Origin of the sequence: Tropicimonas sp. IMCC34043 (assembly GCF_003390845.1) — a bacterium.
GTDB lineage: Bacteria > Pseudomonadota > Alphaproteobacteria > Rhodobacterales > Rhodobacteraceae > Tropicimonas.
Genome location: NZ_QMEK01000001.1, coordinates 586,584 through 600,464 on the forward strand (window position 1 = coordinate 586,584; position 13,881 = coordinate 600,464).

The window sequence follows — 13,881 nt, forward strand, 5'->3', positions numbered from 1 at the left end:
GTCGGGGAGCGCGACCCGCCGCATTGAGGCTCACTCCGCCGGTTCCGCCATCTCGGTCGAACCGGACATGGCAAACCCTTTGTACCCGTTGTCGGCGACCTCCTGACACTTCGCCCGGTAGGTCCCGACGCCGCCCGTATAGGACAGGACACGGCGCGGTTTGCCCGGCACGTTCGATCCGGTGTACCAGCTGTTCGTCTTCGCGATCAGCGTGGCATTCGCCGTCTCGTCGTGATGCTTCACCCAGGCGTCTTCGCCTTCCGCCGTGGGTTGGATGACCGAAGCCCCCTCGGCACGCATGGCCTTGATGCAGTTTGTGATCCACTCGGTCTGCTGCTGCAGGCAGGTTGTCATGTTGCACAGCGCCGCGGAGGGTGCGAGCGGTGCGCCGGTCATGAAGAGGTTCGGGAAGCCGTACTTCTGCATGCCGAGAGTGGTGCGGATGTCCTTCTCCCACTCGCCTTTCAGCGTCATGCCATCGCGCCCGCGAATATCGATCCGCGACAGCGCGCCGCTGCCTGCGTCGAAGCCCACCGCCATGATGATCACATCGAGCGGATAGACGGTGCCGTCCTCCAGCCTGACCCCCTCGGGGACGATCTCTGCGATGGGGTTGTCCTTCACGGAGACGGCCTCGACATTGTCCCGCAGGTAAACTTCGAGGTAGTTCGTCTCCAGCGGCACGCGGTGGGTTCCGAAACCGTAGTCACTCTTCTTGGGCACGAGGACGTCGATCAGCTTCGGGTCCTTGAGACGGGCCGCCATCTTCTCGCGCACGAACTGGCTGATCTCCTCGGAGACCGCCTCATCGAAGAACATCTCGGCAAAGGATGCCAGCCAGAGCTTCAACGACCCGTCGGCATGGGTCTCTTCGAGGATCGCGCGGCGCTGCTCCGGGGTGCAGTCGGCCCAGGTGTGCTCAAAATCGTATTCGAACCCGGTGAAGCTGTGCGGCAGGTTGGCGCGAAGCTCGTCCCAGCGCGCCTTGTAGGCGGCGGCCTCGCTCGGCCCGTACTTGGGGTTCTTCATGGGCAGCACGTATTGCGGCGTGCGCACGAAGACGGTCATGGATCCGACGACGGGCGCGATGGTCTGGATCACCTGAATGCCCGTCGCGCCGATGCCGATCACGCCCACGCGCTTGCCTTCAAGATCGAGCCCGCTTTTCGGATAGCGCCCGGTATGGACGATCTGACCCTTGAACGTGTTCTGCCCCGCAAAGCGATCGGTCAGCGGCGCGGACAGCATGCCCGTGCAGCCGATGAGGAATTGCGTGTCGTAGGTGTCGCCGGTGTCGGTCTCGACCGTCCAGCGCCCGGTGTCCTCGCCATAGACGGCCTTTGTCACTTTGGACGAAAAGGTGATGTCCTTGCGCAGGTCCAGCCTGTCGGTCACGTAGTGCATCCAGCGCTCGATCTCGGGCTGGGCCGGGAAGCGCTCGGACCAGGTCCAGTCCTTGTAAAGCGTTTCGTCGAACAGGTACTGGTAGATATAGCTTTCGCTGTCGAACTTGGCGCCCGGGTAGCGGTTCCAGTACCAGGTCCCCCCAACGTCGGAGCCTGCCTCGACCCCATGGACCGCCATTCCCGTCTCGCGCAGCTGGTGAAGCTGGTACAGCCCCGCCACGCCGGCACCGATCACGAGTGCATCAATCTTGCGCGTCATCTCTCTCTCTCCCTTCGGGTTTCATCGCAGCGGGGGCGGTCTCTCGTGCCGCGGGTCCGGTGCTGAGGATCGAGCCTAGCCGGGGGGAATGATCGCGTATTGAACGTTTCACCCTCGCGCTTTGAACGAAACGGATGGCCGTCCGAAGCCTTCAAAACCGGCGTTGCAAACGTTCAAGACGCCTGCCTAGCCCGCTCCGACCGATCAAGGGAGGACGGATGAATGAAGGCATTCCTCTACAAAGGCGTCGGGGAAAAGGCCTTGGTGGACAAGTCCATGCCCACCATCAAGGCGGCCACGGATGTTATCGTGAAGATCACGGCGACCACGATCTGCGGCACCGACCTGCACGTCCTGAAGGGCGAGGTGCCCACCCTCGCCCCCGGCATCACGCGGGTCACGAAGGCGTCGGCGTTGTCGAAGAGGTTGGTGCGGATATCCGGGGCCTCAAGCCCGGCGGCCGCGTGCTGATCGCCTGCATCACCGCCTGCGGCTCCTGCGGGAACTGTCGCAAGGGGGTGCATTCGCATTGCCTCGACGGTGGTGGCTGGCAATTGGACCACCTGATCGACGGCACGCAGGCCGAATACGTGCGCATCCCGCACGGCGACTTCAGCCTGCACCGCATCCCCGAGGGCATGGACGAGGAGGCGCTCGTCATGCTGTCCGACATCCTGCCAACCGGCTTCGAGATTGGCGTGCTGACGGGTAAGGTGTCGCCGGGCGCTACGGTCGTCATCGTCGGGCCGGGCCGGTCGGCATGGCCGCGCTTCCGACCGCCGGGTTCTATTCGCCGGCGCGGATCATCATGGTCGACTCGGACCGCAAGCGCCTCGCCCTGGCGCGGCAGTTCGGCGCGACCGACACCATCGATGCCTCCGAGGGCAACGCTGCAGAGGCCATCATGGGCATGACAGGCGGCGTAGGGGTGGACGTGGCAATGGAGGCCGTGGGATCCCTACGGCCTTCGACCTCTGTCAGGTCATCATCGCGCCCGGCATTGAGCGGCCGGCCTACGCCAAGCACGAGCCGCTGGCCGGCGGCCGAACCGATCTCGGTGCAGGATCCGCCGATCTCGCTGGTCCCCCGGTGGACCGTCAGGGATGGACTCAAGTGGTGACCTCTGCGGCACGAAGGCGCGGAAGGATCGCCTCGTTCGGAGAAGAGACCTGATGAACCGTTATACCGAGGTCTTCGAGCTTCTTGCGGTGCGGACCAAAGCTTTTGTGAGCGTTTTCGATCTTTCTTCGCTTCGTCATATCGGCGGCACCCTGCGGGAAATAGTCACCGATCACGACGCCTGGGGATGCCAGGATTCCGGGATCCGCATCGGTAATCCTTTCCCAGATCGCCACGCATTCGGGGCGGGCTTCGGGAGCAGGAATAAAGTGCTGGTAGAAACGCAACAGGATCGACGCCGTGGAGCGACAGGCGGCCTGAACCGCTTCGACATTGCCGTCGATGTTCACCCAGTGTTGGTATTTCCTGACTTGGGAAACGACCTTGGCAGCGCCCTCGCTGCAACGAAGTTCGCCGTTCGCCGCGGTTTTGACCTCCCAGAAGGCGATCTCGAGACCACCGTCTCCCTCTTGTGCGATGACGAGATCCATCTTCGAGCCGTGGCTGGGAAGCGCCATCTCCAGATCGATCGTATTCGGATGTCGCGACATCAGGTCATCGACAAACGACTTTTCAGCTCCGGCATAGGTTAGGGCGGTCCGAGTCCAGATGTCGACCCTTTCGGCTGTCTCAGGGTTGGCAAGCATCTCCATCGACAAGGTTTGACTGCCAAGGGTACCCGTCCCATGCGGCGGCTTCTCCACGCCTTTGAGATAGGCGACCGCGATCTTGGCACTGACGCCGGACTCGCTGCAATCCAATTTCGCGACCGATTGGCCCCTCGCATAGAAACTTAGGTAGCCGTTGCGCACACACAAGCGGAGCATACGCTGGTCGTCCGGCTCGTGTCCGGGCAGGCACCATCGGTCGAACAGCGCTCTGACCGCATTTCCGGGATTGGCTTTGTCCCATTCGAGGAGACCGTCGATCTTCATATTTCTCGCGAACTTGCTCATCTATTCCTCCAGAGCTGCATCAGCAATATTCACGCAGCCCACCAGAAAATTTACACCTCCTGGGCGATTTCCGATCGGTGTGTCTCGCGTAGCACGGAGGACGTGACTGACGGCCAGATTAAATCGAGGATCGAGCGCCATATGGATCATTGCCAAAGACGCTGAAGGCTGATTCTTCGATCTGCTGCGCTCGTCGCCCATTTGCACTGCCCGCCTGAACCATGTGCCAGAAGCGCCTGCATCAATCAGATTGGACGAATGTCTGTTTCGGGGCTGGTGGCAACGGAAGTCGCGAGGCACTTGAAAGGTCGGCTAAGGGCCGTTTGTGTCAGTTGGGGATGACCCGGGGAACGTCTTCTTTGTCCGCATAGCTGCCCCCTAGACCGTCGTCCGAACAACCGAGGGCCCCCGGAGACAGAACGGGAGCCTTTTCAGGTAGCGAACACTAGATCTTGTCGTGCCGCCCGGCATGGCGCTGAAACGCGTTGGTGCCAAAGCGTGGCGCGGCGCCCGGTTGCTCGGTCTCGCGGCCGAGTCGCAGCACGATGGCCGCGGCAATGACACCGAAGGCCACGGCACCAATCACACCGAAGGCGACATAGCCCGCGACAGCCGCGGCAGCGACGGTCGCCAGCATGGCCAACACACAAACGAACAGGATGAGGTTCCACATCGATCTGATGTGGGGCGTTCTGCACCTGCCATCAAGGGATCGATATGGGCAAGCGGATCGAAACCAAGCTGGTCCTGACGGCGGTCGATCAGTATTCGGCGACCGTCAAGGGCATGAGCAAGGTCACCGGCCGGTTTTCGGACACGGTGCGGACAAAGCTCGGCGAGATGCAGAAGCTGCGCGGCCCGATCAAGCTGATCGGCGATTTCAGCAAGATGCGCACGACCGTCGCCGCCAGCGCCAAAGATCTCGACAAGGCACGCGAGCGGGTCCGGCAGCTGAAGACGCAGCTGACCTCGGCGGCCAAACCGACGGCTGCGCTGCGCCGCGAGTTCGATGGCGCCCGCCGCGCCGCCGGGCAGATGGAGGAAAGGCACCGCGCCAACATGACGGCGCTGAATGGTCTGAAGCGGGGCCTGACGGCCGCGGGCGTGAACGTTCGCGATCTGGCCGGTGACGAACGGCGGCTGGTGTCGAGCCTTGATGCCACGACGCAGGGGTTCGAGCGGCAGATCGGCAAGATGCAGCGCCTGGCCGCGGCGCAGGAGAAGATGGCCGGGGCGCGGCGGCTGTTCGACGAACGGATGGGGCGTTCGGCCAACATGGCCATCGCCGGCATGGCGACGCGGCAGGTCGGCCGGCGGGTGATCGGCGGCGTGATGTCGCCGGTCAGGAAGGCGGTCGCGTTTGAATCTGCCATGGCCGATGTGCGCAAGGTGGTCGATTTCACCGGGCCGGACGACCAGCGGGCGATGCAGAACAAGATCCTCGACATGTCGACGCGGATCCCGATGTCGGCCGAAGGCATCGCGCAGATCGTGGCGGCTGGCGGGCAATCGGGCATTGCGAAGGACGATCTCGACACGTTCGCCGAGAAGGCGGCGAAGATCGGCGTTGCTTTCGACATATCCGCGGACACCGCCGGCAGTGCCATGGCCGAGATCAAGACGCAGCTGAGTGCGACGCTCGACGAAACCGGCCAGCTCTTCGATGCCATGAACCATCTGTCGAACAACTCGGCCGCCTCGGCGCCGAAGGTTCTGGAGTTCATGCGGCGGGCGGGCGACATGGGCACGGGCTTTGGCATGTCCCGGACCGAGGCGATGGCGATGGGATCGGCGATGATCGCCGGCGGCGCCGCACCGGAAGTGGCCTATACCTCGTTCAAGAATGCGGGCCAGGCACTGGTTCGGGGCAAGTCCGCGACAAAGACCCAGAAGACCGCGTTCAAGGCCATCGGGCTCAATTCCGTCGATGTCGCAAAGCGCATGATGGTCGACGGCACCGGCACCATGATCGACGTGATCGAGCGGCTGAACAAGCTGCCCGACTACATGCGCAAGAGCGTGCAGTCGGACCTGTTCGGTAACGAGGCGCAGGGCCTCAACATGCTGATCGCCAACACCGACCTGTTCCGCGAGGCGCTGGCACTGGTCGCCGACGAGACGGATTATGCCGGCAGCGCCCAGAAGGAATACGAGACACGCTCGAAGACGACGGTAAACGCGCTCGAGCTGATGAACAACCAGCTGTCGGTCATCGGCATCCTGCTCGGCGATGCGCTGTTGCCGGGGCTGAACGATCTGCTGGCGATCACCGGCAAAGTCGCGAAGCGGTTCGCCGATTGGGCCAAGGATCATCCGCGGCTGACCCGGGCGATCGCCATGGGGACCGTGGCGCTCGGCGCCGCGGCTGTGGCGGCCGGCAGCCTGTTGGCGTTGGCCGCAGGGGCAATCGCGACGCTGGCGATGTTCCGGTTCGGGCTGACCGGCATCGGGATCAAGGCGGGTCTTGCGGCCAGCGGCCTGCGCGGTCTTGGCGGGGCAGTGCCGAACTTTGGCCCGGCCATCAGCGGCGCGCAGGCGTTCTCGAGCGGCATGGCACGCGAGATGGAGGCGGCAGCCCTTGCCGCCGAGCGCACCCGCACGCGGATCAATGCCGCGACCCGCGCGATCCGGTGGAAGGGCGTGATGAGTTCGATCCTGATGGCCGAGGCCGCGTCGCGCATCCCGACCGACCCGACGGAGGTGGCCGCCTTCATGGCCGCGAATGGCGAGGATTTCAAAGCGAAGATGGGCTGGGCGATGGGCAACCTGCCGGGCCTGAAGCAACTGGTCGAGGCGCAGAACAAGCTGCGCGGCCTGTTCGGGCTGGACCCGATGGACGGCACGCCGGGCGCCGGCATGGGGAAGGTCACCGAGGATCTGGGGGCAGTCGAGGCTGGCGCCGACAGCGCGGCCGAAAGTGCCGATGGTCTGAAAGGATCGCTCGATGCGGTCGGAGAGACCGTGGTTGCCCCGAAGATCGACACGCTGTCGATCGACGAGGCGGCGGCCGCGGTGCGGGCGCTGAGCCAGCAATACCAGTCGATTGCCAATGTCGGCCACACCCGACCGCCCGCACGCGGCAAGGGCAGGGGCGAGCAGCGCCGCGCCTCGGGCGGCCAGTATGGCCCGGGGCCGGTAATTGTCGGCGAGCGCGGACCCGAGGCATGGTTTGCCTCGCGCTCGGGATTCATCGCCAACAACCGCCAGTTGCTGGCAATGGCGCGCCATGCCTCGGTTGCCGCCACGATCGGGGCGGCGCTGCCGGCGGCGGCCGCCGGCCATGGTGGCGGCATGCGCCCCGCGGTCGGGACGCTCAACATCACGATCCCGATCGCCATGCCCGCGGGCAGCAATGCCGCGGATGTCGTCGACACCGTTCGCCACGACCTCGGCCGCGAGATCGCGGCGATGTTCGGCGGCAGTTTCTCGGACTAAGGGAAGGACAAGACATGTCGTCTGGACCCGTCACGATGGCGCTGGGGCCATTCCTGTTCCGGTCGATCGGCTTTGGCCACACCGGATTGTCGCGCGCGCTCGAAACCCCGTGGTCGGAGGTTCAGACCGCCGGGAAATACCATGCCCAGCAATGGACCGGGCCCTCGACGGATTCGGTCACGATCACCGGGGTCCTGTTCCCGTCGGCCTATGGCGGGCTGACGACGCTGCGCGGGCTGCAGATCGCGGCGAAGAACGGCATTCCGCTGATGCTGGTCTCGCTCCGCGGGCAGGTGTTCGGCCGCCATGCCGTGCAGCGGATATCCGAGGATCAGAGCCTGCATGACCGCTACGGCACGCCGCGGCGCGATGCCTATTCGATCGAGTTGAAGCGCCTCGGCGCGGTTCTGAACATCGCAGGGATCTCGATATGACCGCGACCACCCATGTCGCCTCGGAGGGCGAGGCGCTCGATCTGATCTGCTGGCGCCACTACGGCTATACCTCGGGCGCGGTCGAGCAGGTGCTGGAGGCAAATCAGGGGCTTCGGGCCGTGGCGCAGCGCCTGCCCCAGGGCGCGCTGGTGATCCTGCCCGATCTTGTCGATGCGCAGGCCGAAGCGACCGGCCTGAAGCTGTGGGACTGAGCCATGGCCGGAGTTCAGGACACACCGCAGATCGCCGTCAGCGTCGATGGCACCTCGGTTGCCGGGGCCGCGTGGGAGCGGCTGGTGCGGCTCGAGGTGACCGACCGCGAGGGGATCCGCTCTGACGCGGTCTCGATCGCGTTCGACGATTCCGAGCCGCGGTTCATCTCGCCCCGGCGCGGCGCGGTGCTGCAGGTCTCGATCGGCTTTCGCGGCGAGGACTTCCGCGGCGACTATGTCGTCGATCAGGTCGAGTTCGCCTGCCTGCCGCACAGGATCTCGGTCAGTGGCCATGCGGCGGACTTCCGGGCCGAGATGAAGACCACCAGATCGCGGCATTGGGACGATACCAGCGTCGGCCGGATCGTGGCGCAGATCGCGGGCGAGCACGGGCTGATCGCCTCGGTGGCGGACATCCTTGGCGAGTTGTGGTGGATCGGCGCGCTGGCGCTGGCCGCCCTCGTCATCTGGGGCCTGTTCGGGCGCATTCAGGCGGCGCGGGTCGACGATGCCCGCAGCGGCGCGAATCTCGGCCGATGACATCATGGTGACATGGCTGCTTTCAACGCGCCTCGGCCGCGGGTTTCTTGCCGCGGTCGGGGCGCTTGTCGGGCTGGCAGCGGCTGCAGGCGCGCTGTTGCTGGCCCTCGGTGCTGCGCGCAGGGCGGGGCGGAAGGAGGTGCGAGGTGAGATGCAGATCGAGGATCTGGAGCGCGCTGTTGCTGTCCGTCGCGCTGCCGGCGGGGCACTGCGCGATGACGGGTCCGGCTACCGAGACTGAGGCGGCGCTCTGCGATGCATGGCGCGACAGTCTGCCGACCCGGTCGCACGCCGACACCGAGCGGACACAGCAGGAGATCGGCCGCAATCGCGCGGCATGGCGCGCGATCTGTGAAGCGCGATGATCGAAAGGACGGGAACAAGAGATGACGGAATGGAAACAGGTCGACGCGGTCTTCCCGGCGTCCGGCAAGGGCTTCGGGCCTTACGGCGGGGTCGCGACGCTGCAGGTCGATCCCGGCAGCGGGACGGTCGAGATCCAGCTGCAGGATGCCGCAAGTACCTGGGTGACGGGCAGCGACCTGACCTTCTCGGAGGCCGGGGTCTACAAGATCGACGTGGAAAACACGCCACCGCTTCGGGTCCATGTCACCGGCGATGCGAAATATCGCTTCACCTGGCGCAGGCCCTGAAGCCATGGCGCGCCCATCGGAACACTCACAATCGGCCGGGACGACACCGGCCACCGGCCGGGACCAGCGGGGCAGGAGCGAGGCTGGGGGCGCGGTCAGGATGCGGCGGCAACCGATGCAGACGATCGTGTCGCTGAAGCGCAAGGGCCTGCTGACCGAGCAGCAGGTGCTTGCCGCCTACAGGTTCTACAGGAACCCGAATGCCTTCGTGATCGCACCGACCCTCTACCGGGTGTTGCACGATGCAATCCTGCAGGACGAACCGCTCGAGGCGATGGAGAAGCGGCGCGGCTGGCCGGCCCGGTCGGCAAAGGCCATCGTCGGGCTGACGCTTCACGCCCTGCAGGAAATGAACGCGACCCATCAGGAGATCGACGAGGACGCCGCCACCGCGCGCGAGACGGTCGAGTATCTTTCGGCGGACGATGTCCGGGATCTGATCCCGCTGATGGAGCGCTTCGGGTTCAGCCAGCGCGAGGCGCGGCTGTTCCGGATCCTGCAACGCTCGGTCGACCGCAGCATCGGGAAGGACGCGCTGCTCGCGCGGCTCTATGCCGACCGGCCCGACGATCCGCCCGATCACAAGATCCTCGACGTCTATGTCAGCAAGATCCGCAAGAAGCTGGAAGGCTCGCCCTATCAGATCAGGACCGAACATGGCGTCGGTTTCTGCCTGGTCGAGCGGGCCCCGGACCCTTCGGACCGCGCGCTGTCGTGGTATGTCCAGCACGTCTATGAGGGCCGGTCCTATCGCGAGATCGCCGGCAGCTCTGGCGTGCATGCCTCGAGCGTGATGCGCAGCGTGCATCGCACTGCCGAGACCCATGACCCAGATGCGCTCGAGCAGGCCGCAAGGGAACTTCTGGCACGGGGCGCGTGAGAATGGCGGTGCGCTTGGCCTTGCCTGCTGTCGATCAACGACTGTACAGAGGTCTGCGAGTTGTTTGGCGGGTCCACCGTCGCACAGGTGCGGCTCCGATAATCGGTCTCATGCGGTTCCGCGACCGAAGCACAGGAGTTGATCCTCTCGAGCTGGTACGACTTGTCAGTGCTGTTGATCGCATCTCGGAGCGGTGAAAGCGACAGGTCGACAGAGGTCATCGGGTGTCTATTCCTGCCTCGTGTGCGCGGCCATTGGGGCATTATTGCTCTTGGTCGCAGGCCAATCCAGTCTTTGCCGTCCTCTGCGCCTGCGGCCACAATATCCGTAAGATCCTCGCACACTTTGGATATCTGAGATTCCCAAACGGATAAAAATATTTGGTTTGACGGCCGAATCGCTTATGCTTGTAAAAATTGAAGGCTAGGAGTATTTTAGAATGCTTGGACGGCTCTTAAGTGAGGAATATACAGACCCGCGTTATGTGCTGGCAGTATACTTGGGCGACTTGGTTCGATTCCTTGGATTAATCGCTTACAATGATGAGGAGAATTGGAAACCCCCATTCAGCGAGGCGCTCCTCGATCCAATGCGCGCGGCATTGGAACGGCTTCCGGTGCATGCGTCTGAAGTCGAGACGAAAATATTAGAGTTGACTGATGATCAAATCCAAAGGCATGGCCTGGCCGGGCCCGAACTTACGTTCAAGTTTGCGGTTATAGATGAGGCCTACCTTGCCGGTCGAGGCGGCTGGAGTTTTTTTGGTTGGCGTCGCTTAATCGATGCACTCGATGTTTTGCTTAATTCTATCTTGTCGGCGACGGGGGCTGGGACGGCGATCTCGGAAATAAAAGATTATATTGGTCTGAGCATTAGAAAACCCTAGCGTTGGTTTAGCAGCCATTGCGTGACTGGCTGGGGCGGTTCAGATGCTGAAGAAACTTCGCTAGTGGACGGACAGGGCTCCGCACAAGCACTTTGCGGGGGGCAATTCGCATGGATCGAGAATGCCGGCTCCAGGTTCGAAAATTTGTCAAGCAACAACGCGGCGATCTGGCCACGTCTGGCTCCCCGGCACTTCGAAATGGCACGCCCATCGCTACTTTTCCAATGTCGTGGGCCAGCCTTAGAGATCGGCCATTTTGGCATTCCACGGCAAGCAAGGCTTGCCAAGCCACTGCAGTGTTTTCGAGGTGCGCCATTTTCTTCAGCTATCCAGAATGGGCTAGAGGAAGATCCCTCAGGACGCCATGATCTGCTGAGAGGTCCACAGATTTTGGGACCTTCGAAGGGGTGAGGCTTGAGTATAGCGTTTCGAAAGCCTGAACGGCACCGCGATCTGGTCACAGCGGTCAGGGAGACCGTCTTCTTGCTACTAGGGGCCTCGAGTGCCGCCACACCCGATGGTTTCGCGAAGTTCCTTCCGCGGGCCTATGGTCATGCCGAGAAGATCACGAAGGCCTTCAAGGGAGTGGACGAGGCCGCGCCTGAGAACCTCGCCTGGAAATGGCTGTCGATGACGCTGTCCCAGGCGACCGCCCAGTTCCTCGTCGTGTTGCGTCGGCAGACCAAACTGGTTGGTACGGAGTTGGACGGCGCGGTCGCAGCGTTCATCGACGACGCGATGGACCTTCCCGATACCGCGCATTTCGAGGCGGCGACGTTCCTGCACACAGCAACCCACCCGGCCTTTGAGCCCGCCAGAGGCGCCCTTCAGCCGCTCATTCAGGCTGTAACGACTTGGACGCAATTCGACATGGTTCGGCTGCAGGCTGACTTCGACCGATGCCTACATGCTGCTTCTGCCCATGTCTGCGCCGCGAACCACGAGGAATTCGCGCCTTTGGTCGCGACAGTTGCCGGCCCGGCCGGCGAAGCGGCAAGAGCCGGATGATATCTGCGGCGCGACGATCCTCGGCGGCAACCGGCGCCGCGGTGAGCTTGCGGATCTTCTGTTGGCTCAGGAACCCGCCAGCACGACGCGGACGGCGCGCAGACTTCTCCAGGGACGATTAATTCAAACCGGGCACAAAGGTTCGGGTCTTGAACTGAGAGGTTCCAATTACCTTATCAGCGATGGAATGCCTGCCAAGGGTTCTGTCGCAAACGGCTGGTCCGGCCCGAGGGCGGACTGCGGATGGCTTGCCGGTTTTACGGGGCCTCCGAAGTCGAAGTGGCGATCCGGAGCGATCGCCGCCAGGGCGGACAAAGGTTTGCAGTCTCCACGCGGGCAGACCGCGGCGCGTGCGCCCGAGGCACACGGCCGCTGAAACGTCCCTAACGTGAGGAGGCCAACATGCTGACACCCGCTTCTTCCTTTTTCAGAAACGATCCCTTCGCGCAGCTGGAGCGCATGACGCGCGACATGGATCGCATGTTCCCCGGCAACTGGTCGAATGCTCCGGGGTTTCCGGCAGTAAATGTCTGGCGCGGCGACGAGGCCGTCGCGATCACGTCGGAGCTGCCCGGCGTCGAACTGGAAGACATAGAGATCACGGTGAAGGACACCACCTTCACCCTCTCCGGCGAGCGCAAGGCGCCCGACGCGCCCAAGGGCGCCCGCTGGCATCTGCGCGAGCGCAGCCACGGCAAGTTCAGCCGGGCGGTGAAGCTGCCCTTCGTGGTCGATCCCGACAAGGTCGAGGCGCGCTTTAAGAACGGTGTGCTGCAAGTGGCGCTGCACCGGCCGGACGCCGACAAGCCGCGGCGGATCGAGATCCGGGGCGAGTGAGAGGAGGTACATGAGATGAACGACCAATTGACCAAGCCAGAAACCAAGGCCGAGTCCACGCCAGCCGAGAGCAGAGCTCGGGTTCCAGTTTACAGGCCGCTGACGGATATCGTCGAGACGGACGACGGCGTGTCGCTGATGCTCGAAATGCCGGGCGTTGGCGCGGACGATCTCGATATCTCGCTGGAGCGCCGGGTTCTGACGATCCGCGGCACGGTCCGGATTTTCCGACCCGAGAATGTGGAGCTGGCCCATCTGGAATATGGCGAAGGTGACTATGAGCGCGCCTTCACCCTTTCGGAGGATCTCGACCCCGAGCGGATCGAAGCCGAACTGCGCAACGGGGTGCTGACGCTCAGCCTGCCGCGCGCAGAGCAAAAACTTCCCAAGAAGATCGCGGTAAAGACCGCGTGAGCAACGCCGAGAAAGGAGAGATGAGATGCAAATCAAGGATCTGGTCCCCTGGGCACACAAGGAAAAGGTCCCTGAGGGGAAAACCGAAAACGATAGCCCGATCACCTCGCTGCAACGCGAGATGAACCGGGTCTTCGAGGACTTCTGGGGTCGGCTCGACAGGCCTACAGGTCCTTTCGACTGGACCTGGGACAAGAGCGGGACTCGAGCCGATGTGGTCGAGACCGACGATGCAGTTGAACTGTCGATCGAGCTTCCGGGTATGGAGATGAAAGACATCGACCTGACCGTGAGCGACGATCTGCTCACTCTGAAGGGCGAGAAGAAGGTCGAGCGCAAGGAAGAAAAGAAGGGCTACTACCTCTCCGAGCGCAGCTACGGGTCGGTCTATCGGACCGTGCCGTTGCCTCCGGGCGTCGACAGCGACAAGGCGGAGGCTTCGTTCAAGAACGGTGTGCTGACGGTCAAGGTGCCGAAGACCGAGGAGGCCCAGGCCAAGCTGAAGCGCATCGAGGTCAAGCCCGCGTAGTAGCATCGTGGGAGGGGAAGAACAGCCCTTCCCCTCCCATTCGGAATGCCGTGGCGGAGCTGATTGACTTGCCGCGGGCTGACCGACTGCGGCCGTTGGTTCATGGCAGTTGCGCAGGGCGTGATTGCGGCCAGTGAACTGACACCAATTAGAGTCTTGCGAGGTCCGGGTTGAGAGAAAATCTTGCCCGGCGTGTCTTGATAGCGTGTCTGGCCATTCCGAAATCCCGCCCCTTCGCACGCGAAATTCAGGAGTGACAAAACTTCACAACGTGTATGGAGGCGCGTTCACGATGCCATTCACACCGTTGCAC

At 63.4% G+C, this 13,881-nt stretch carries 16 protein-coding genes and 1 pseudogene; 14 read left to right on the plus strand and 3 right to left on the minus strand.

Annotated elements, in window-relative coordinates; genetic code table 11:
• Positions 1–30 precede the first annotated feature (30 nt).
• Positions 31–1,665 (minus strand): NAD(P)/FAD-dependent oxidoreductase, encoded by a 1,635-nt coding sequence (locus tag DQG17_RS02675; protein ID WP_116131203.1) that lies wholly within the window; start codon positions 1,663–1,665, stop codon positions 31–33.
• A 276-nt stretch (positions 1,666–1,941) separates the two neighbouring features.
• Here DQG17_RS02675 and DQG17_RS02680 point away from each other — a divergent pair.
• Together DQG17_RS02680 and DQG17_RS21915 are read left to right on the plus strand one after the other, a co-directional pair.
• Positions 1,942–2,579 (plus strand): annotated as a pseudogene (locus DQG17_RS02680) (alcohol dehydrogenase catalytic domain-containing protein).
• Entirely contained in the window at positions 2,474–2,785 is a 312-nt protein-coding gene (locus DQG17_RS21915; RefSeq protein ID WP_232829303.1) for a zinc-binding dehydrogenase, read from the plus strand. Before DQG17_RS02680 ends, DQG17_RS21915 begins: the two are co-directional and overlap by 106 nt.
• Here DQG17_RS21915 and DQG17_RS02685 read toward each other — a convergent pair.
• Both DQG17_RS02685 and DQG17_RS02690 read right to left on the minus strand, forming a co-directional pair.
• Positions 2,775–3,740 carry a hypothetical protein gene (locus tag DQG17_RS02685; RefSeq protein WP_116131205.1) on the minus strand — a complete coding sequence of 322 codons (966 nt, stop codon included), beginning with the start codon at positions 3,738–3,740 and terminating at the stop codon, positions 2,775–2,777. The two genes, DQG17_RS21915 and DQG17_RS02685, sit on opposite strands and share 11 nt — an antisense overlap.
• Before the next feature lie 445 nt (positions 3,741–4,185).
• Positions 4,186–4,413: a hypothetical protein gene (locus tag DQG17_RS02690; protein WP_116131207.1), complete on the minus strand. Its 228-nt coding sequence runs from the start codon at positions 4,411–4,413 to the stop codon at positions 4,186–4,188.
• Between the two features lie 44 nt (positions 4,414–4,457).
• Here DQG17_RS02690 and DQG17_RS02695 point away from each other — a divergent pair, with 44 nt between their 5' ends.
• From DQG17_RS02695 to DQG17_RS02750, 12 genes are all read left to right on the plus strand, one after another.
• Positions 4,458–7,175: a phage tail tape measure protein gene (locus DQG17_RS02695; RefSeq protein ID WP_116131209.1), complete on the plus strand. Its 2,718-nt coding sequence runs from the start codon at positions 4,458–4,460 to the stop codon at positions 7,173–7,175.
• Between the two features lie 14 nt (positions 7,176–7,189).
• Positions 7,190–7,609, plus strand: a complete 420-nt coding sequence (locus DQG17_RS02700; RefSeq protein ID WP_116131211.1) for a phage tail protein — start codon at positions 7,190–7,192, stop codon at positions 7,607–7,609.
• The gene (locus DQG17_RS02705) at positions 7,606–7,821 is read left to right on the plus strand and encodes a tail protein X (protein WP_116131213.1); all 216 of its coding nucleotides are present in this window, start codon (positions 7,606–7,608) and stop codon (positions 7,819–7,821) included. Before DQG17_RS02700 ends, DQG17_RS02705 begins: the two co-directional genes overlap by 4 nt.
• Positions 7,822–7,824: 3 nt before the next feature.
• Entirely contained in the window at positions 7,825–8,361 is a 537-nt protein-coding gene (locus DQG17_RS02710; protein ID WP_116131214.1) for a phage late control D family protein, read from the plus strand.
• Between the two features lie 4 nt (positions 8,362–8,365).
• Entirely contained in the window at positions 8,366–8,602 is a 237-nt protein-coding gene (locus tag DQG17_RS02715; protein ID WP_157973499.1) for a hypothetical protein, read from the plus strand.
• Between the two features lie 145 nt (positions 8,603–8,747).
• Positions 8,748–9,014, plus strand: coding sequence for a hypothetical protein (locus DQG17_RS02720; protein WP_116131217.1), 267 nt, complete (start codon positions 8,748–8,750; stop codon positions 9,012–9,014).
• A 115-nt stretch (positions 9,015–9,129) separates the two neighbouring features.
• Positions 9,130–9,894 carry a helix-turn-helix domain-containing protein gene (locus DQG17_RS02725; protein WP_157973500.1) on the plus strand — a complete coding sequence of 255 codons (765 nt, stop codon included), beginning with the start codon at positions 9,130–9,132 and terminating at the stop codon, positions 9,892–9,894.
• A 439-nt stretch (positions 9,895–10,333) separates the two neighbouring features.
• Positions 10,334–10,780 carry a hypothetical protein gene (locus tag DQG17_RS02730; RefSeq protein ID WP_116131221.1) on the plus strand — a complete coding sequence of 149 codons (447 nt, stop codon included), beginning with the start codon at positions 10,334–10,336 and terminating at the stop codon, positions 10,778–10,780.
• Between the two features lie 414 nt (positions 10,781–11,194).
• Positions 11,195–11,788: a hypothetical protein gene (locus tag DQG17_RS02735; protein ID WP_116131222.1), complete on the plus strand. Its 594-nt coding sequence runs from the start codon at positions 11,195–11,197 to the stop codon at positions 11,786–11,788.
• A gap of 402 nt (positions 11,789–12,190) precedes the next feature.
• Positions 12,191–12,625, plus strand: coding sequence for an Hsp20/alpha crystallin family protein (locus tag DQG17_RS02740; protein WP_116131224.1), 435 nt, complete (start codon positions 12,191–12,193; stop codon positions 12,623–12,625).
• A gap of 15 nt (positions 12,626–12,640) precedes the next feature.
• On the plus strand, positions 12,641–13,039 hold the full coding sequence (locus tag DQG17_RS02745; RefSeq protein WP_116131226.1) for an Hsp20/alpha crystallin family protein: 399 nt from the start codon (positions 12,641–12,643) through the stop codon (positions 13,037–13,039).
• A gap of 25 nt (positions 13,040–13,064) precedes the next feature.
• Positions 13,065–13,568, plus strand: a complete 504-nt coding sequence (locus tag DQG17_RS02750) for an Hsp20/alpha crystallin family protein (RefSeq protein WP_116131228.1) — start codon at positions 13,065–13,067, stop codon at positions 13,566–13,568.
• Positions 13,569–13,881 lie beyond the last annotated feature (313 nt).